Annotated in this window: 16 protein-coding genes; 13 read left to right on the top strand and 3 right to left on the bottom strand. The window is 71.2% G+C overall.

Annotated elements, in window-relative coordinates; genetic code table 11:
• Together Q2100_RS20960 and Q2100_RS20965 are read left to right on the top strand one after the other, a co-directional pair.
• Nucleotides 1–1,246 (top strand): penicillin-binding transpeptidase domain-containing protein (locus Q2100_RS20960; protein WP_302915609.1); only part of this gene is annotated, 1,246 nt, incomplete at its 5' end.
• Between the two features lie 30 nt (nt 1,247–1,276).
• Nucleotides 1,277–1,864 (top strand): DUF1707 SHOCT-like domain-containing protein, encoded by a 588-nt coding sequence (locus tag Q2100_RS20965; RefSeq protein ID WP_302915610.1) that lies wholly within the window; start codon nt 1,277–1,279, stop codon nt 1,862–1,864.
• 1 nt (nt 1,865) lies between these two features.
• Here Q2100_RS20965 and Q2100_RS20970 read toward each other — a convergent pair whose 3' ends face one another.
• The gene (locus Q2100_RS20970) at nt 1,866–2,252 is read right to left on the bottom strand and encodes a PaaI family thioesterase (protein WP_302915619.1); all 387 of its coding nucleotides are present in this window, start codon (nt 2,250–2,252) and stop codon (nt 1,866–1,868) included.
• A 97-nt stretch (nt 2,253–2,349) separates the two neighbouring features.
• On the opposite strand from Q2100_RS20970, the gene map reads away from it, so the two are divergent.
• The 4 genes from map (at nt 2,350) to Q2100_RS20990 (ending at nt 6,094) form a co-directional block, all read left to right on the top strand.
• A complete protein-coding gene (gene map, locus Q2100_RS20975; RefSeq protein ID WP_302915611.1) occupies nt 2,350–3,207 on the top strand; it encodes a type I methionyl aminopeptidase in 858 nt (285 codons plus the stop codon).
• 67 nt (nt 3,208–3,274) lie between these two features.
• On the top strand, nt 3,275–4,780 hold the full coding sequence (locus tag Q2100_RS20980; protein WP_302915612.1) for a cobyric acid synthase: 1,506 nt from the start codon (nt 3,275–3,277) through the stop codon (nt 4,778–4,780).
• Nucleotides 4,781–4,801: 21 nt separating this feature from the next.
• Nucleotides 4,802–5,470 (top strand): hypothetical protein, encoded by a 669-nt coding sequence (locus Q2100_RS20985; protein WP_302915613.1) that lies wholly within the window; start codon nt 4,802–4,804, stop codon nt 5,468–5,470.
• Between the two features lie 60 nt (nt 5,471–5,530).
• The gene (locus tag Q2100_RS20990; protein WP_264015090.1) at nt 5,531–6,094 is read left to right on the top strand and encodes an alpha/beta fold hydrolase; all 564 of its coding nucleotides are present in this window, start codon (nt 5,531–5,533) and stop codon (nt 6,092–6,094) included.
• A 4-nt stretch (nt 6,095–6,098) separates the two neighbouring features.
• Here the strand turns inward: Q2100_RS20990 and ngg are convergent, their stop codons facing one another.
• The gene (gene ngg, locus Q2100_RS20995) at nt 6,099–7,823 is read right to left on the bottom strand and encodes an N-acetylglutaminylglutamine synthetase (protein WP_264015117.1); all 1,725 of its coding nucleotides are present in this window, start codon (nt 7,821–7,823) and stop codon (nt 6,099–6,101) included.
• Nucleotides 7,824–7,876: 53 nt separating this feature from the next.
• Nucleotides 7,877–9,682, bottom strand: a complete 1,806-nt coding sequence (locus Q2100_RS21000; protein ID WP_302915614.1) for an N-acetylglutaminylglutamine amidotransferase — start codon at nt 9,680–9,682, stop codon at nt 7,877–7,879.
• 275 nt (nt 9,683–9,957) lie between these two features.
• On the opposite strand from Q2100_RS21000, the gene Q2100_RS21005 reads away from it, so the two are divergent.
• The 7 genes from Q2100_RS21005 to Q2100_RS21035 all read left to right on the top strand — a co-directional run.
• Nucleotides 9,958–11,325 (top strand): glutamine synthetase family protein, encoded by a 1,368-nt coding sequence (locus Q2100_RS21005; RefSeq protein WP_302915615.1) that lies wholly within the window; start codon nt 9,958–9,960, stop codon nt 11,323–11,325.
• 37 nt (nt 11,326–11,362) lie between these two features.
• Complete coding sequence (locus tag Q2100_RS21010; protein WP_302915620.1) at nt 11,363–12,100, top strand: gamma-glutamyl-gamma-aminobutyrate hydrolase family protein; 738 nt, start codon at nt 11,363–11,365, stop codon at nt 12,098–12,100.
• A complete protein-coding gene (locus tag Q2100_RS21015; protein ID WP_302915616.1) occupies nt 12,081–13,451 on the top strand; it encodes an aldehyde dehydrogenase family protein in 1,371 nt (456 codons plus the stop codon). Before Q2100_RS21010 ends, Q2100_RS21015 begins: the two co-directional genes overlap by 20 nt.
• A 39-nt stretch (nt 13,452–13,490) precedes the next feature.
• Nucleotides 13,491–14,264 (top strand): 3-oxoacyl-ACP reductase, encoded by a 774-nt coding sequence (locus tag Q2100_RS21020; RefSeq protein WP_264015094.1) that lies wholly within the window; start codon nt 13,491–13,493, stop codon nt 14,262–14,264.
• Between the two features lie 10 nt (nt 14,265–14,274).
• Nucleotides 14,275–15,006, top strand: coding sequence for a FadR/GntR family transcriptional regulator (locus Q2100_RS21025; RefSeq protein ID WP_302915617.1), 732 nt, complete (start codon nt 14,275–14,277; stop codon nt 15,004–15,006).
• Between the two features lie 46 nt (nt 15,007–15,052).
• On the top strand, nt 15,053–15,382 hold the full coding sequence (locus Q2100_RS21030) for an ArsR/SmtB family transcription factor (protein WP_372503793.1): 330 nt from the start codon (nt 15,053–15,055) through the stop codon (nt 15,380–15,382).
• Nucleotides 15,383–15,438: 56 nt separating this feature from the next.
• Nucleotides 15,439–18,168, top strand: a 2,730-nt coding sequence (locus Q2100_RS21035) for an AfsR/SARP family transcriptional regulator (RefSeq protein ID WP_302915618.1), incomplete at its 3' end; no start/stop codon positions are given.

Below are 18,168 nucleotides of genomic sequence, written 5' to 3' on the forward strand. Positions count from 1 at the left end.
CGCCGACGCGCTGCGGCAGTTCGACCCGACGCTGGACGCCCAGCGGCTGGCCGAGGTTGCCAGCTCGTCGCCGGGGCCGCTGAGCCTGATCACCCTGCGCCAGTCCGATCACGACCGCGTGGCTGGGGCGCTGGGCGCGGTGCCCGGCGTCGTCGTCACCCCGCAGGCCGCCATGCTGCCGACCGACGACAGCTTCGCCCCCGCGATCGTGGAGGAGGTGCGCAAGGCCGTCATCGACGAACTCGACGGCCAGGCCGGCTGGCGGGTGGTCAGCGTCAACCACAACGGCGTGGACGTCGACGTGCTCAACGAGGTTCCCGGCAACCCGTCGCCGTCGGTGACCATCAGCCTGGACCGGGCCGTGCAGAACGCGGCGCAGAACGCGGTGAACTTCACCGGCAAGAAGGCGATGATCGTCGCGATCAAGCCGTCCACCGGCGAGATCCTTGCCGTCGCGCAGAACGCCGCAGCCGACGCCGACGGGCCGATCGCCACGATGGGGCTCTACCCGCCCGGCTCGACGTTCAAGATCGTCACCGCGGGCGCCGCGATCGACCGGGCCATGGCCACCCCCAACACCCTGCTCGGCTGCCCCGGCAAGATGGACATCGGCCACCGCACCGTGCCCAACTACGGCGGCTTCGACCTCGGCACCGTGCCGATGTCGCGGGCCTTCGCCAGCTCGTGCAACACCACCTTCGCCGAACTGGCCAGCCGGATGCCGCCGCGCGGTTTGACCACCGCCGCCGCGCAGTACGGCATCGGGCCGGACTACGAGATCGAGGGCATCACCACGGTGTCGGGCTCGGTGCCGCCGACGGTCAACCTGGCCGAGCGCACCGAGGACGGTTTCGGCCAGGGCAAGGTGCTGGTCAGCCCGTTCGGCATGGCGATGGCCGCAGCCACCGTCGCGGCGGGACGCACCCCGGTGCCCCGCCTCATCGAGGGCCGCGAGACCGTCATCAACGGCGACCGCACGCCCATCTCGCCGGCGATGGTCGACGGCCTGCGGCCGATGATGCGGCTGGTGGTGACCAACGGCACCGCCGACGACCTGCAGGGCGTCGGCGACGTGCGGGGCAAGACCGGTGAGGCCGAATTCGCGGGCGGCTCACACTCGTGGTTCGCCGGCTACCGCGGCGACATGGCCTTCGCCGCGCTCATCGTCGGTGGCGGCAGCTCCGAGTACGCGGTGCGGATGCTGCGCGGCATGCTCGACGGCCTGCCGCCCGACTATCTGGCCTGAGGTCCCGGCGGCGGTAAATTGGGACGGGACATGACCAGTCCCAACGGCGAACCCATCGCACTGCGCATCTCCGACGCCGACCGCAACGGCACCCTGCGCCGGCTGCACAACGCCGTCGCGATGGGCCTGATCGACATCGACGAGTTCGAGGAACGCTCGGCGCGGGTGTCGCAGGCCCGACTGCGGCCCGACCTCGACACGCTCGTCGACGACCTGCCCGGTCCCGGCGCGATCGTCACCTCGGCCACTGACCGCGTCGAACTGCGTGGCGTGTTCGGATCCCTGAAACGCCAAGGCGAGTGGATCGTCCCGACCCGGCTGGCGCTGCACCGCCGGATGGGGTCGATCAACCTCGACCTGACCCGGGCCCGGTTCGCCGGCCCGATGGTCGTCATCGAACTCGACCTGCGCGCCGGCGGCCTGGAACTGCGGCTGCCCGACGGTGCGAGCGCGTCGATCGACGACGTCGAGGTGATCGTCGGCAGCGCCACCGATCACCGCCGCGACGCCCCCGCCGAGGGCCGCCCGCACGTCGTGCTGACCGGCAAGGTGGTGTTCGGCTCGGTGGACATCCGTGGTCAGCGCACCGGGTGGCGGTGGCGGCGCGGCGAGCGCTGACCTATCTGCGGTCGAGCACCGCGAAGCTCAACGTGGCCCGCGCGGCCAGCCGGTCACGGCCGACGTCGGTCACGTCGACGGCGGTGACGATCATCCGCCTGCCCGCCCGCACGATGGTCGCCTCGGCGCGCGCCGGGCCGGCCACGACGGGCGCGAGGAAGTGCACGGTCATGTCCGCGGTGGTGACGTCCTGATCGGCGGTGACGTGCCTGCCTGCGAGGCGTCCCGCGGCGATGTCGATCAGGGTGGCCACCAGCCCGCCCTGCAGCGCACCGCGGACGTTGGCCAGGTCGGGCCGGTTGTCCATCTCGAGGATGAGCAATTCGTCGGCAACCACGACATCCCGCAGGCCCAGCTGTCCGAGCAGGTGGTCGGGGGTGGTCACCATCGGCCGCGTCGTGAGGTTCGACTCGTCGAGCATGGCTGTCAAGGTAGCAGCACTCTCCGAAAGGGAGATCGGCGTTCTCCTGGCTATCCTGGGTGTCATGCCTGTCCGCACCGCGCTTCGCCCCGGTGAGCTGTCCCCGACGCTGCCGGTGCCCAAATCGATCGCCCGCCCCGAGTACGCCTGGCGGCCGACGGTCGACGAGGGCAGCGAACCCTGGGTGCAGACGCCCGAGGTGATCGAGAAGATGCGCGTCGCCGGGCGGATCGCGGCGGGCGCGCTGGCCGAGGCGGGCAAGGCCGTCGCGCCCGGCGTCACCACCGACGAGCTCGACCGCATCGCGCACGACTACATGGTCGACCACGGCGCCTACCCGTCCACCCTGGGCTACAAGGGATTCCCGAAGTCGTGCTGCACCTCGCTCAACGAGATCATCTGCCACGGCATCCCGGATTCGACCGTCGTGCAGGACGGTGACATCGTCAACATCGACGTCACCGCCTACATCGACGGCGTGCACGGCGACACCAACGCGACCTTCCTGGCCGGCGACGTCGCCGAGGAGCACCGCCTGCTCGTCGAGCGCACCCACGAGGCGACCATGCGGGCGATCAATGCGGTCAAGCCCGGCCGTCAACTGTCGGTCGTCGGCCGGGTCATCGAGTCGTATGCGAACCGGTTCGGCTACAACGTGGTTCGCGATTTCACCGGCCACGGCATCGGCACCACCTTCCACAACGGCCTGGTGGTGCTGCACTACGACCAGCCGTCGGTGGACACCGTGCTCGAGCCGGGGATGACGTTCACCATCGAGCCGATGATCAATCTCGGCGGCCTGGACTACGAGATCTGGGACGACGGCTGGACCGTGGCCACCCGGGACAAGAAGTGGACTGCGCAGTTCGAGCACACCCTGGTGGTCACCGACGGCGGCGCCGAGATCCTCACCCAGCTGTGAGCATGTCAGCGAGCGTGCGCCCAGTGCGATTTTCTCGGCCGAATCCCGCACTGAGCGCACGTTCGGCGTGCTGAAGGGCGCGCTGCTGGTCGCAGGCACCACCAGCGACGCAGGCAAGTCGATGGTCGTGGCCGGGCTGTGCCGGCTACTGGCCCGCCAAGGCGTGCGGGTGGCGCCGTTCAAGGCGCAGAACATGTCGAACAACTCGGCGGTCACCGTCGAGGGCGGCGAGATCGGCCGGGCGCAGGCGGTGCAGGCCCGCGCCGCAGGCCTGGCGCCCAGCATCCGGTTCAATCCCGTACTGCTCAAGCCCGGTAGCGACCGCACCTCGCAGCTGGTGGTGCGCGGCAGGGTCGCCGGATCGGTGGCCGCCGCGGACTACATCGCCCACCGGGACCGGCTTGCCGCGCTGATCGCCGACGAACTCGCTTCACTGCGCGAGGAATTCGACGTCGTGCTGTGCGAGGGCGCCGGCTCACCGGCCGAGATCAACCTGCGCGCCACCGACCTGTCGAACATGGGGCTGGCCCGTGCCGGGCGGCTCCCCGTCGTCGTGGTCGGCGACATCGACCGGGGCGGGGTGCTGGCCCACTTCCACGGCACCGTCGCGGTGCTCGAACCGCAGGACCAGGCGCTGATCGCCGGCTTCGTGGTCAACAAGTTCCGCGGCGACCCGGCGCTGCTGGCGCCCGGGCTGGACCGGCTGACCGAGCTGACCGGGCGGCCCACCTACGGCGTGCTGCCCTACAGCGACGAGATCTGGCTGGACACCGAGGATTCGGTGTCGGTGCTGACCGGCCGGGTGGTCGGGCGGCCGACGCCGCCGCGCGGCGCCCAGCCCCTGACCGTCGCCGCGGTCCGGCTGCCCCGGATCTCGAACTCCACCGACGTCGAGGCGCTGGCCTGCGAGCCCGGGGTGCTGGTGCGCTGGGTCAGCGAGCCCGCCGACCTGGCCGACGCCGACGTCGTGGTGCTGCCGGGCAGCAAGGCCACGGTCGCCGACCTGACGTGGCTGCGCGAGCGCGGCCTCGCCGAGGCGATCGTCGGGTACGCCCGCGCGGGCCGGCCGGTGCTCGGCATCTGCGGCGGATTCCAGATGCTGTGCCGCCGCATCGACGACACCGTGGAGTCGCGGGCCGGACGCGTCGACGGCCTCGGGCTGCTCGACGCCGACATCGCGTTCGCCGCCGAGAAGACGCTGTGCCACCGCGACGCTCCGCTGCGGGGTTACGAGATCCACCACGGCCAGGTCGCCGACAGCTCCGCCGCCGAGTGGTCCGACTCCGACACCGGAACCGCTGTCGGGCTGCGCCGCGACGGCGTCTACGGCACCCACTGGCACGGACTGCTCGACAACGACGCGTTCCGCAGGCGCTGGCTCACCGAGGTCGCCGCGGCGGCGGGCCGGCCGGGCTTCGTCGTCGCCGACGACACCGACGTCACCGTGCGGCGCGACGCCCAACTCGACGTGATGGCCGACCTGCTGGCCGCACACCTCGACGTGGACGCCGTTTGTGACCTCGTCGCGCACGGTCCGCCGCCGCGCCCGACGCTCGTCACCACCCTCCGCTGAGCGCTCGCCTACCCTGGCCACATGATCCGCCGGTGGGGGGCGCTGCTCGCGGCGGTCTGCGCGCTGACCGGCTGCGCCACCGCCGTCACCGGGACACCCACCTGGCCCGGCGCCCGGCTGGAGCGGGCGCTGCTGACCGCTGAGGACTTCCCGCCCGGCGTGCAGTTCGACCGGATCGCCGAGGAGACCGACGGGACCGGCGGGCCCGGCGCCCGCAGCGGCCCGCCGGCGATGCTGTCCGAGCCGCCGGGTTGCTCGGACGGGCTCACCAGGGTGATCGCCGGATCCGGTGAGCGCGGCCCCGGCAGTGCCGCCGAATACGTGGTGGCCTGGGACGGCGTCCGCATCGTGATGACCGTGCTGACGTGGCCGCTGGACCTCGACCGGCTCGCCGCGACCGCCGACCGGTGCGCGCGGTTCGAGACGTTCTTCGACCCGGCCAGCGACGGCATCCCGATGACCACCACCCGGCTGCCCGCGCCGCGCGCCGAAGCGCTGGTGTACCAACAGACGATGACCCTGGCAGGCGTCGACAACAGTGTCTATTTCAGCTTCGAGAACGTGGGCACCATGGCCGTCTTCGGCATCGCGTTCCCCACGGCGAATCCGGACATCGCCGTCAAAGGCACGCTGCCGCAAACGTTTCTGGACACCGCGGGCAGACAGGCGCAACGCGCAGCGGCACAGTGAACGTCGGTTCTTGATCTTAATTCCGCCCGGGCACCCGGATTCTCCCTGTAGCGTGGCCGAATGCTCTCATCCATGGTCACCGTCGACGGGTTCTCCGTCCCGGTGGACGTGGCGGGCCCGGAGAAGGGCTCGACCGTGGTGGTCCTCGGCGCGGCCAATCACTCGCCGGCGTCCTACGACGCGGTCTGCGCGCGACTGCACACCGCGTCGCTGCGGACCGTCATCATCGGACCCGATCCCCGGCTGACCCCCAAGGCGGTGGTGGGCATCCTCGACGCGCTCGACGTGCGCTGGGCGTTGCTGGTGGGGGACAAGGTCGGTGGCGAGCTGGCGTGGGAGTTGGCGGCCACCAGGCTCGACCGCTTCATCGGGCTGGTGGTCATCGACCGCGGGCATCCCCGGGTCGCCGACCTGTCCGGAGCCGTCCGCGACGAGCACTGCCCACCGGTGGAGATGAACACCACGGCGCTGGTGAGCACCCCGGCGTCACGAGAAGTGGCGAAGGCCAGTCAGCGCTACGTGTACGGCGAGTTCCGGCTGGTCGAACTGCTCAGCCGGCGCAGCGCGCAGGACGCCACCGCTCAGGTCGCCGCCGAGATCGTGCTGCGCACCAGCACGTGGTGACCGGCTAGGCCGGCGTCTCGTCCGGAGTCCAGGCCTGCGGAAGGCCCGGCTGGTTCGGGAACAGGAAGTCGATGAAAGCCGCTGCGGTGGGCTGAGGTTCGTGATTGGCCAGCCCCGGCCGCTCGTTGGCCTCGACGAACACGTACTCGGTGTCGGTGACGTCGGGCACCAGGAGGTCGATGCCCGTCACGGGGATGCCGAGCGCTTCGGCCGCGGTGACCGCCACCCGGCACAGCTCGGGGTTGACCTCCGCGGTGACGTCGTGGATGGTGCCGCCCTGGTGGAGGTTGGCCGTGCGGCGCACCCGCAGATGCTCGCCCTCGGGCAGCACGTCGTCGAAGGTCCAGCCGGCCTCCCGCACGGTGGACTCGGTGACCTCGTCGATCGGGATGCGCGACTCGCCCCCGGTCGCGGCGGCCCGCCGCCTGCTCTGCGTCTCGATCAGTTCGCCGATGGTGTGCTTGCCGGTGCCGACGACTTCCGCGGGCTTGCGCAGCGCGGCCGCGACCACCCTGCCGTCGATCACCACCAGGCGCAGGTCGTCGCCGGCGGCGCGCTGCTCGATCAGCACCTCGGGGTGCTGCTCGCGGGCCCGCACGAGGGCGGCGTCGAGTTCCTCGGGGCCGTCGACGCCGACGGTGATGCCCTTGCCCTGCTCGCCGCGGGTGGGCTTGACCACGACGTCGCCGACCTCGGCGAGGAACGCGTGGTCCTCGGCGTCGAAGGTGGCCAGCCGGCCCTTGGGCACCTTGATGCTCGCCTCGGAGACTATGCGCCGGGTCTGGCGCTTGTCGTCGCACCGGCTCATCGCCACCGCGGAGGTGAACTCCGAGAGCGATTCGCGGGTGATCACGCTGCGCCCGCCATGCGAGAGCCGCATCTCGCCGGCGCCCGCGTCGAGCACCTCGACCCAGATGCCGCGACGCATCGCCTCGTCGGCGATGATGCGTGCGTAGGGGTTGAGGTCGTCGACCGTCTCCGGCGGATGGGTGAACAGCGGTTCGTTGATCGCGTTCTTGCGCTTGACCGCCAGCACCGGGACCCGCTGGAAGCCCAGCTTCTCGTACAGCGCGATCGCCGCGGCGTTGTCGTGGGCCACCGACAGATCCAGGTAGGCCCGGTCCCGGTCCCGGAAGGTGGCGGCCAACACCCTGGTCAAGGCCGCCCCGACGCCGGGCAGGCTGGTGGTGGGGTCCACCGCCAGCGTCCACAGGCTCGACCCGTCCTCGGGGTCGTTGAAGAGGAGTTTGTGGTCGACGCCGGTGACGGTGCCGATCACCGATCCGTCGTCGTCGCGGACCGCCACCAGGTACTCGACGGCGTCGACGTCGCGGTGGTTGGCCCAGATGACGTCGACCGGGGCGGGCACCATGCCGCAGCGCACGTACACCCGGTTCATCGCGTCGGCCTCGGCGGCGTCGGCGAGCGGGCGCACCGTGAACCCGATCGGATCGGTGTCGGGCACCTCGCGGTCGGCGAAGCGCAGCCGGTAGGTGTGGCTGGGATCGATGAAGAGCTCCGAGGGCGAGCGCGCGACGAGGACGTGCGACTCCCTGGCGTAGATGCAGATGTCGCGGCGCCCGGGCCCCTCCTGTTGCAGGGCCTGCGCCAGCCGTTCCGGGTCGGCGAAGGTCTGGCCGAAGATCAAACGGCCCCAGCCGAGTTCGAGAACGACATCGTCGGCCATCGCGTCGACGAGATGCTGCGGCGACGCATCGTGCAGACCCATGGTGATGGCCTCGGTGTGATCACCGGTGGACACCACATGTGGATCTGTGTCGGTCACGCCGCGGCCCCGTTGATGCCGTGCCGTTGCAGCCACAGTTCCAGCAGGCCGATCTGCCACAGCTCGTTGCCCCGCAGCGGCGTCAGCCTGCCGTTGGGGTCCGCCAGCAGCCGGTCGACGGCCTCCGGGCGGAACAGGCCGCGCTCCTTGGCCTCCGGTGCGTACAGCGCGTCGCGCACCAGGTCGAGGTAGGGGCCCTCGAGGTGGGTCAGCGCCGGCACGGGGAAGTAGCCCTTGGGCCGGTCGATGACGTCGGCCGGGATCACCTTGCGGGCCGCCTGCTTGAGCACACCCTTGCCGCCGTGGGCGATCTTGTACTCCGGCGGGCAGGTGGCGGCCAGCTCGACCAGCTCGTGGTCGAGGAACGGCACGCGGCCCTCCAGACCCCAGGCCATCGTCATGTTGTCCACCCGCTTGACCGGGTCGTCGACCAGCATGACGGTGGTGTCCAGGCGCAGTGCGCGGTCGACGCCCGAGTGGGCGCCGGGCCGGCCGAAGTGCTCGGCGACGAACTGCAGGCTCGGGTCGCCGTCGGCGAAGAACCCGGGGGTGACCAGGCCGCCGACGCCTGCGGTGTCGCGATCGAAGAAGGCGCCGCGGTAGGTCTGCACCGAACCGTCGAGGGCGGCGGCCGCAGGGTCACCCATCGGCGGGTACCAGTGGTAGCCGGCGAACACCTCGTCGGCGCCCTGGCCGGACTGCACCACCTTGACGTGCTTGGCCACTTCCTGGCTGAGCAGGTAGAACGCCACGCAGTCGTGGCTGACCATCGGTTCGCTCATCGCGCCGATCGCACCGTCGAGCGCGGGCAGCATGCGCTCGGTGCCGATGCGGATCTGGTGGTGGTCGGTGCCGAACCGTTCGGCGACGATGTCGGAGTACTTGAACTCGTCGCCGGCCACCCCGCCCACCGACTCGAATCCGATCGAGAAGGTCTGCAGTCCGTGCTGGCCGGCCTCGGCGAGCAGCCCGACGATCAGGCTGGAGTCGACCCCGCCGGACAGCAGGCAGCCGACCGGCACGTCGGCCACCAGCCGGCGCTCGACGGCCAGCCGCAGCGACGCCAGGACGGCGTCCTCCCAGTCCTGTTCCGACCAGTCGGCGCGGTCGTCGCGGCGGCTGAAGTCGGGGGACCAGTAGGTGGTGGTGGTGCGGCGGCCATCCGGCTCGATCGCGATCAGCGACGCCGGCGGCACCTTCTTGACGCCCTGCAGGATGGTCAGCGGCGGCGGGACCACCGAGTGGAACGTGAGGTAGTGGTGCAGCGCGACCGGGTCGATGCGAGTGTCGACACCACCGCCGGCCACCAGTGCGGGCAGCGACGAGGCGAACCGGATCCGGTGGGCGTCCTCGGTGATGTACAGCGGCTTGATGCCCAGCCGGTCACGGCCCAGCAGCACCCGACCGGACTCGCGCTCGACGATGGCGAACGCGAACATGCCCTTCAGGTGGTCGACGAACCGGTCACCCCAGCGGTGGTAGGCCTTCAGCATCACCTCGGTGTCGCTGGTGGAGAAGAACCGGTAGCCGTGGTCGGACAGTTCGCGGCGCAGCTCGGGGTAGTTGTAGATGCAGCCGTTCCAGGCGATCGCGAGGCCGAGGTCGGAGTCGACCATGGGCTGGCCGCCTGCCTCGGTGAGGTCGATGATCTTCAGGCGACGGTGTCCCAATGCGACCCTGCCCGCTGACCAGGCGCCCGCGCCGTCGGGACCGCGCGGCGACATCGCCTCGGCCATGGCCGACACGGCGGCAAGATCAGGGGTTCGGCCGTCGAGGCGTACCTCGCCGGTGGCTCCACACACGCAGGTGACATTACCCGCAGGCCGAAAAAATTAACGGGTGAGCGATCTGTCGTGACCCAGATCGCATCAGTCGGAGTGACCCTCGAGGATCTCGGCACGACGGCGTTCGCCGCACGCGGAACAGGATGCCAATGGTCTGTTGGCCTACCTTTGGAAGTGACGTTCCTGTAAACATGCAGGCGTGTGAACGGTGGTAGTGCGCTTCAATGGTTGAATCTGCGCTTCGAGTCAGCGATTCTGAGCCAGCGACCGGATGTCCTTCAGGAAGGTCCCAAATGAGCCCGAACCCCGGCATGCTGTCCCAGGCCGAACTCGAGCAGTCCGTCGCCGACGGCGACATCGACACCGTGATCGTCGCGTTCTGCGACATGCAGGGCAGGCTCACCGGCAAGCGGCTGTCGGCGCGCCTGTTCGTCGAGGACGCCGCGGCCCACGGCGCCGAGTGCTGCAACTACCTGCTCGCCGTCGACGTCGACAACAACACCGTCGATGGCTACGCGATCTCCAGCTGGGAGACCGGCTACGGCGACATGGTGATGACGCCGGACTTCGCGACGCTGCGGCTGCTGCCCTGGCTGCCGGGCACCGCGCTGGTGATGGCCGACCTCTCGTGGACCGACGGCACCCCGGTGATCCAGGCCCCGCGGTCCATCCTCAACGCGCAGATCGACCGGCTCGCCGACCGGGGACTGGTGCCCTACGCCGCGACCGAACTCGAGTTCATGGTGTTCGACACCGGGTTCCGTGACGCATGGGCGGCCGGCTACCGCAACCTGCGGCCGGCCACCGACTACAACATCGACTACGCGATGCTCGCCTCGACGCGGATGGAGCCGCTGCTGCGCGACATCCGCCGCGGCATGGAGGGCGCCGGGATGTACTGCGAAGGCGTCAAGGGCGAGTGCAACCTCGGCCAGCAGGAGATCGGCTTCCGCTACGACCACGCCCGGACCACGTGTGACAACCACACGATCTACAAGAACGGCGCCAAGGAGATCGCGGACCAGCACGGCAAGAGCCTGACGTTCATGGCGAAGTTCGACGAGCGCGAGGGCAACAGCTGTCACATCCACATCTCACTGCGCGGCGAGGACGGCGCGTCGGTGTTCGCCGACGACGGCGACCCGCTCGGCATGTCGCCGATGTTCCGCAGCTTCATCGCGGGCCAGCTGGCCACAATGCGTGAGCTGACGCTGTTCTTCGCACCGAACATCAACTCCTACAAGCGGTTCGCCGAAGGCAGCTTCGCCCCGACCGCGATCGCATGGGGCATCGACAACCGCACCTGCCCGCTGCGCGTGGTCGGCCACGGCGCGGGCATGCGGATGGAGTGCCGGGCGCCGGGCGGCGACGTCAACCAGTACCTCGCGGTGGCGGCGCTGATCGCCGGCGGCCTGCACGGCATCGAGAACGAGCTCGAACTGCCGGAACCGCTGGAGGGCAACGCCTACACCAGCGGGGCCGAGCGGCTGCCGACGACGCTGGCCGAGGCCGCCGCGCTGTTCGACGGCTCGAAGGTGGCGCGTGACGCGTTCGGCGACGAGGTGGTGGACCACTACCTCAACAACGCCCGCGTGGAACTCGACGCGTTCAACGCCGCGGTCACCGACTGGGAGCGGGTGCGTGGTTTTGAACGGCTGTGAGAACGGTGCGGGCGCCGTGGCGCCGCCGGTGATCGGCATGACCACCTACCTGCAGCAGGCACAGACCGGGGTGTGGGACGTGCAGGCGAGTTTCCTGCCCGCCGTCTACTTCCAGGGCGTCAACCTCGCAGGCGGGGTGGTGGTCCTGCTGCCGCCGCAACCCACCGACGCGGGCACCGCCGACCGCGTGCTCGACGGGCTGGACGGGCTGATCCTGACCGGCGGCAAGGACGTCGACCCCGCCCGCTACGGCCAGCGGCCCCATGCGCGCACCGACGAACCCGACCGCGTCCGCGACGGCTGGGAGTTCGCCCTCGTCGACGGCGCGTTGCGGCGCGATATGCCTGTGCTCGGCATCTGCCGCGGCGCCCAGGTGCTCAACGTCGCCCTCGGCGGAACCCTCATCCAGCACCTGCCCGATGTCATCGGCCACACCCATCACCAGAAGGGCAACGCGGTGTTCGGCACATCGGCCGTGTGGACCGAACCCGGCACCCGGCTGGCGGACCTGATCGGGAAGACCTCGGGCGCACAGTGTTACCACCACCAGGCCATCGACCGCCTCGGCGAAGGCCTGGTCGTCAGCGCCCGCGACGACGACGGGGTGATCGAGGCGGTGGAGCTGGACCGCGCCGCGCACCCCGGCACCTGGGTGGTGGCCGTGCAGTGGCATCCCGAGGAACGACTCGACGATCTGCGGTTGTTCGCCGGCGTGGTGGCCGCCGCGGCACGACACGCGAAGGAGAGGAACGCCCTTGAGCACCAGCACCAGTGACGTCATCAACCCGGCCACCGAAGAGGTGCTGCGCTCGGTCGAACTCCTCGACGTCGACGGTGTCGACGAGGCGGTCGCGCGGGCGGTCACCGCGCAGCGGGCGTGGGCCAGGCTGGCGCCCGCCGACCGGGCGGCCGCGCTGCGGTCGTTCGCCGCGGCGGTGGACGCCCACGTGCCGGAACTCGCCGCGCTGGAGGTCGCCAACTCCGGGCACCCGGTCGGCAACGCCACCTGGGAGGCCGGCCACGTCCGCGACGTGCTGCAGTTCTACTCTGCGGCCCCGGAACGCCTGTCCGGCAAGCAGATTCCCGTCGCAGGCGGACTCGACGTGACGTTCAACGAGCCGCTGGGCGTGGTCGGGGTGATCACGCCGTGGAACTTTCCCATGACCATCGCGGCGTGGGGGTTCGCGCCCGCGCTGGCCGCCGGCAACGCCGTGGTGCTCAAACCGGCGGAGTGGACGCCGCTGACCTCCATCCGGCTCGGCGAGCTCGCGCTCGAGGCGGGCCTACCCGACGGCCTGTTCCAGGTGCTGCCCGGCAAGGGGTCGGTGGTGGGCGAGCGGTTCGTCACCCACCCGGACGTGCGCAAGATCGTCTTCACCGGCTCGACCGAGGTCGGCACCCGCGTGATGGCGGGGGCCGCCGCCCAGGTCAAACGCGTCACCCTGGAATTGGGCGGCAAGAGCGCCAACATCGTCTTCGACGACTGCGACCTGGAGAAGGCCGCGGCCACCGCGCCGTACGGGGTGTTCGACAACGCCGGCCAGGACTGCTGTGCACGCAGCCGGATCCTGGTGCAGCGCAGCGTCTACGACCGGTTCATGGAGCTGCTGGAGCCTGCCGTCAAGGGCCTGGTGGTCGGCGACCCCCGCGCCGAGGACACCGAGATGGGCCCGCTGGTGTCACGGGCGCACCGGGATTCGGTGGCGTCCTACGTGCCCGACGACGCGCCGGTGGCGTTCCGCGGCGCCGCACCGTCGGGACCGGGCTGGTGGTTCCCGCCGACGGTGCTCACCCCGCAGCGGCAGGACCGCACGGTGCGCGAGGAGATCTTCGGGCCGGTGGTCACCGTGCTGCCGTTCGACGACGAGTCCGACGCGATCACGCTGGCCAACGACACGCCCTACGGGCTGTCGGGATCGATCTGGACCGACAACCTGTCACGCGCGCTGCGGGTGTCGCGTGCGGTGGAATCGGGGAACCTGTCGGTGAACTCGCACTCCTCCGTGCGGTACACCACCCCGTTCGGCGGGTTCAAGCAGTCCGGGCTGGGCCGCGAGCTCGGACCGGATGCGCCGCTGTCGTTCACCGAGACCAAGAACGTCTTCATCGCCGTCGAAGAAGCCTGACGAGACGAAGCCCGAATGCAAGCCGCAGAGGAGAACTGAATGGACCTGACCCAGCGACTGGCCGGCAAGGTCGCCGTGATCACCGGCGGCGCCAGCGGCATCGGGCTGGCGAGTGCCAGGCGGATGCGGGCCGAGGGCGCCACCATCGTGATCGGTGACATCGACCCGGCCGCCGGGAAGTCCGTCGCCGACGACCTGAACGGCACCTTCGTCGCCGTCGACGTCTCCGACCAGGTGGCGGTCGACGCACTGTTCGACACCGCCGCCGAGACGCACGGCTCGGTGGACATCGCGTTCAACAACGCCGGGATCAGCCCGCCCGAGGACGACCTGATCGAGAACACCGGCATCGACGCATGGCAGCGGGTGCAGGACATCAACCTCAAGTCGGTGTTCTTCTGCTGCAAGGCGGCGCTGCGGCACATGGTCCCCGCGCAGAAGGGGTCGATCATCAACACCGCGTCGTTCGTGGCGGTGATGGGATCGGCGACGTCGCAGATCTCCTACACCGCATCCAAGGGCGGTGTGCTGGCCATCTCCCGGGAGCTCGGCGTGCAGTACGCCCGCCAGGGCATCCGGGTCAACGCGCTGTGCCCGGGCCCGGTGAACACCCCGCTGCTGCAGGAACTCTTCGCCAAGGACCCCGAGCGGGCGGCGCGGCGGCTGGTGCACGTGCCGGTGGGGCGGTTCGCCGAGCCGGAGGAACTCGCCGCAGCGGTGGCGTTCCTGGCCAGTGACGACGCCTCGTTCATCACCGCGTCGAGCTTCCTGGTCGACGGCGGCATCAGCGGTCACTACGTCACTCCGCTGTAAGCCGGCTGCGATGACCGCCGACCCGGACGTGCCGATCTCCCCGGAAGCGGGCGATGCCCTGCTGCGGCCGGTGCGGCTGGGAAACGCGTTCGAGGACACCGTCGGACGGCTGTTGCAGACGATCCGGCTCGGGGTGGTCGCACCGGGGGAGTCGCTGCCACCCGAGCGTGAACTGGCGGCGCGGCTCGGGGTCAGCCGCGACACCGTGCGCGAGGCGATCCGGTCGCTGGCCGATGCCGGCTATCTGGTGGCGCGTCGCGGTCGCTACGGCGGCACGTTCCTGGCCGACGAGCTGCCCCGGCACACCGGCGAGCAGGCCGGCGTCAGCCGGGCCGAGATCGACGACGCGCTGCGGCTGCGGGAGATCCTCGAGGTGGGCGCCGCGCGGATGGCGGCACAGCGCACGCTGACCGCCGCCGAGCGGGAAGGGTTGTGGTCGCGGCTGGCCGATGTGCGCGCCGCGGCGCCCGACGACTACCGGCGGCTCGACTCGCGGCTGCACCTGGCGATCGCCGAAGCGGCCGGCTCGCCGTCACTGGTGCCGCTGGTGGCCGAGAACCGGATGCGGGTCAACGCGATGCTGGACGGGATCCCGCTGCTGGCCCGCAACATCGCCCACTCCGACGAACAGCACGAGGCCGTCGTGATCGCGATCCTGGCCGGTGACGCCGACGGCGCGGCCACCGCCATGCGCGTCCACGTCGCCGGTTCGGCGACGCTGCTGCACGGCTTCCTCGACTGACGCCGGCGGCCCTCGCCAGGACCCGTCGGGCGCTACATTGAGAGCTGTGATCCGAGCCGGCGAGCACGTGCACGTCGAGCGGGCGACGTCGGCGCTGGCCGACGTCGACACCGCCGGCTGGACGCAGCGCTTCGACCTGCTGTCCGATCCGAACCGGCTGGGCATCCTGCTCGGGCTGCACCGGGCGCCCGGAATCTGCGTCAGCGACCTGGCGGCCGCGCTCGGCCGCTCGGAGAACGCGGTGTCGCAGGCGCTGCGGGTGCTGCGGGAACAGGGCTGGGTCAGCTCGACGCGGGTGGGCAGGTCGGTGAGCTACCGCCTCGAGGACCAGACGGTGCACGACCTGCTGCACTGGATCGGCGCCCGGCACGACTGACCGGCTCCGCGTGTTTCGCGGGCGCGGGGTCGCCCCGTGGTGGACGCTGTATCCCGATGGGGGTGAATTTCCGGTTACTCGGTGAGGTCGAGGCCCTCGTGGACGGCCACGGCCTCGACGTCGGGCATGCGCGGCAGCGGTGTGTGCTCGCCTGTCTGCTGGTCGACGTCAACCGGCCGGTGTCGGCCGATCAGCTCATCGAGCGGGTGTGGGCGGGCGATCCGCCGCACCGGGCCCGTAACGCGCTGGCGGCGTACGTGTCCAGGCTCAGGCACGCGCTCGCCGCCGCCGGTGCTGTGCACATCGCCCGCGGGACGGCGGGCTACACGCTGAACGCGCACGCCGACTCGGTCGACCTGCACCGGTTCCGCACGCTGACCGCGGCGGCCCGCGCCGCCGCACAACCGGTGGACGCGTTCGCCGCGTTCGACGACGCACTGGCGCTGTGGACCGGCGAGCCGTTCGCCGGCCTCGACACGCCGTGGGTGAACGGGATGCGCGCGGCGCTGGAGACCGAGCGCCTCTCCGCCACGCTGGACCGCAACGACGCCGCGCTGCGGGCCGGCCGGCACACCGAACTGCTCACCGAACTGAGCACGGCGGCAACGGCTCACCCGCTCGACGAGCGGATCGCCGGACAGCTGATGCTGGCGCAGTACCGCAGCGGCCGACAGGCCGCCGCGCTGCAGACCTACCGGCGGATGCGGGCGCGACTCGTCGCCGAACTGGGCGTCGAACCCGGGCCGGCGCTGGAGGCCGTGCACCGCGAGATCCTCGCCGGCGCAACCGTGCCCGCTCCGCAGGACGCGCCGGCGCCGCAGCCCACCCGCCCCACCCCGCGCCGGGCGACCCGGTTCATCGGCCGCACGAGCGAGCTGGCGGCGATCACCGGTGCGCTGCGGGCGGGCACCGCGCTGACGCTGACCGGCGTGGGTGGTGTCGGCAAGACCCGGCTGGCCTACGAGGCCGCCGACCACGCCGACGGCTTCCCCGACGGTGTCCGGACCTGCGAGCTCGCCCCGCTCGACGACGGGTCCGCGGTGGGCCGGGCCGTCGCGGTCGCGCTCGGCCTGCCGCAGGGCAGGGACACCGCCGTCACCACCACCGTGGTCGACCACCTGCGCAGCCGCCGGCTGCTGCTGGTCGTGGACAACTGCGAGCACGTGCTGTCCGACGCGGCGGACCTGGTGGACCGCATCACCCGCGAGTGCGCCGGCGTCGCGGTGCTCGTCACGAGCCGGGAATCCCTCGGCATCGACGGTGAGCGGCTGCTGCCCGTCGAACCGCTGCCCGAGGGCGACGCCACCGCCCTGTTCGCCGACCGGGCCAGGGCGATCCGGCCCGACTTCGACCTCGACACCGAACCGATCGGCGCCGTCGCCGAGATCTGTCGCCGGCTCGACGGTGTGCCGCTGGCGATCGAACTCGCCGCCGCGCGCCTGCGGGCGATGAGCAGCCTCGACGTGGCGCGACGGCTGGACCGGCTGCGCCTGCTCAGCGGCGGTGCACGCGGCGCGCACCCGCGCCAGCAGAGCGTCGCGGCGACCATCGACTGGTCCTACCGTCTGCTGGCCGACCGGGAGCAGACCCTGTTCGACCGGTTGTCGGTGTTCGCGGGCAGCTTCGACCTCGAGGCGGTGCACGGGGTCTGTGCCGAGCACACCGACGACGAGGACGACACGCTGGAACTGCTGACCGCCCTGGTGGACAAGTCGATGGTGGTGGCCGTCCACGGTGACGCGGGAACCCGCTACTCGGTGCTGGAGACGCTGCGGGCGTACGGCCGGGAGCGGTTGCGCGAGAACGATTCTCACGACCGGTACGCTGTGCGGCACGCCACGTACTTCACCGAACTTGCCGAGCGCGGGGCCACGGCGATGCACGGTCCCGACGAGCAGGTGTGGATCGAACGGATGGCGCCGACCGCGGGCACCACCTTCACCTCACCCGACCACGACAACCTGCGCACCGCCTTCGAGCGGGCGATGGCCGACGGTGACACCGGCCTCGCGCTGCGCATCGTCGCGTCGCTGCCCGAGCTGATGCACATGCGGGTCGGCTACACCTCGATGGACTGGGTGGACCGGGCGATCGAGTCCGCCGATCCCGCCCATCCGCTGTTCGCCGCGGCGGTCGGGGTGTCCGCGCGCGGCGCATGGGTGCTCGGCCGGTTCTCCCACGCGCTGGCGCTCGCCGCGCTCGCCGAGGGCAGGGTCCCCGAACGCGGCCACTCCTACCTCGGCTACCCCGGCGACATCCCCGCCGACGTGGCGGTGATCTGCGGCGATCCCGCTGTCGCGCTTGGGCATTACCTCGAGGAGTGCGCCGTCGCCCGCGACGCCGGCGACGCGCCGAGGCTGGTGTGGAATCTGTACAACAGCACGGTCGCCCAGGATGTCCTCGGTGTCCCGGAGGCCGGACTGGCGGCCGCTGCGGAGGCCATTCGCGTCGCAGCGACCACCGCCAATCCGAGCGTCTCGGCGATGGCCCGGTGCGCACTGGGCCGCTCGCTCAAGTCCACGGATCCCGAGCGTGCGGTCGGTGTGCTGGACGAGGCGTTCGCATTGGCCGCGCCCGTGCAGAACAACTGGCTCACGGGCATCGCCCGGATGGAGTCCGCGGCCGTGACCGCCGTGCACGGTGACCCGGCGGCCGCGGCCGGGCGACTCCACGAGGTGCTCGACCACTGGAGCCAGGCCGGTCCCGGAGCCGGGGCGCAGCACTGGTACTGCCTGCGCTACGTCATCCCGCTGCTGGAGCGGACCGGCGCGGCGGCGGACGCCGCG

The sequence above is a fragment of the Mycolicibacterium arseniciresistens genome (assembly GCF_030519285.1).
GTDB lineage: Bacteria > Actinomycetota > Actinomycetes > Mycobacteriales > Mycobacteriaceae > Mycobacterium > Mycobacterium arseniciresistens.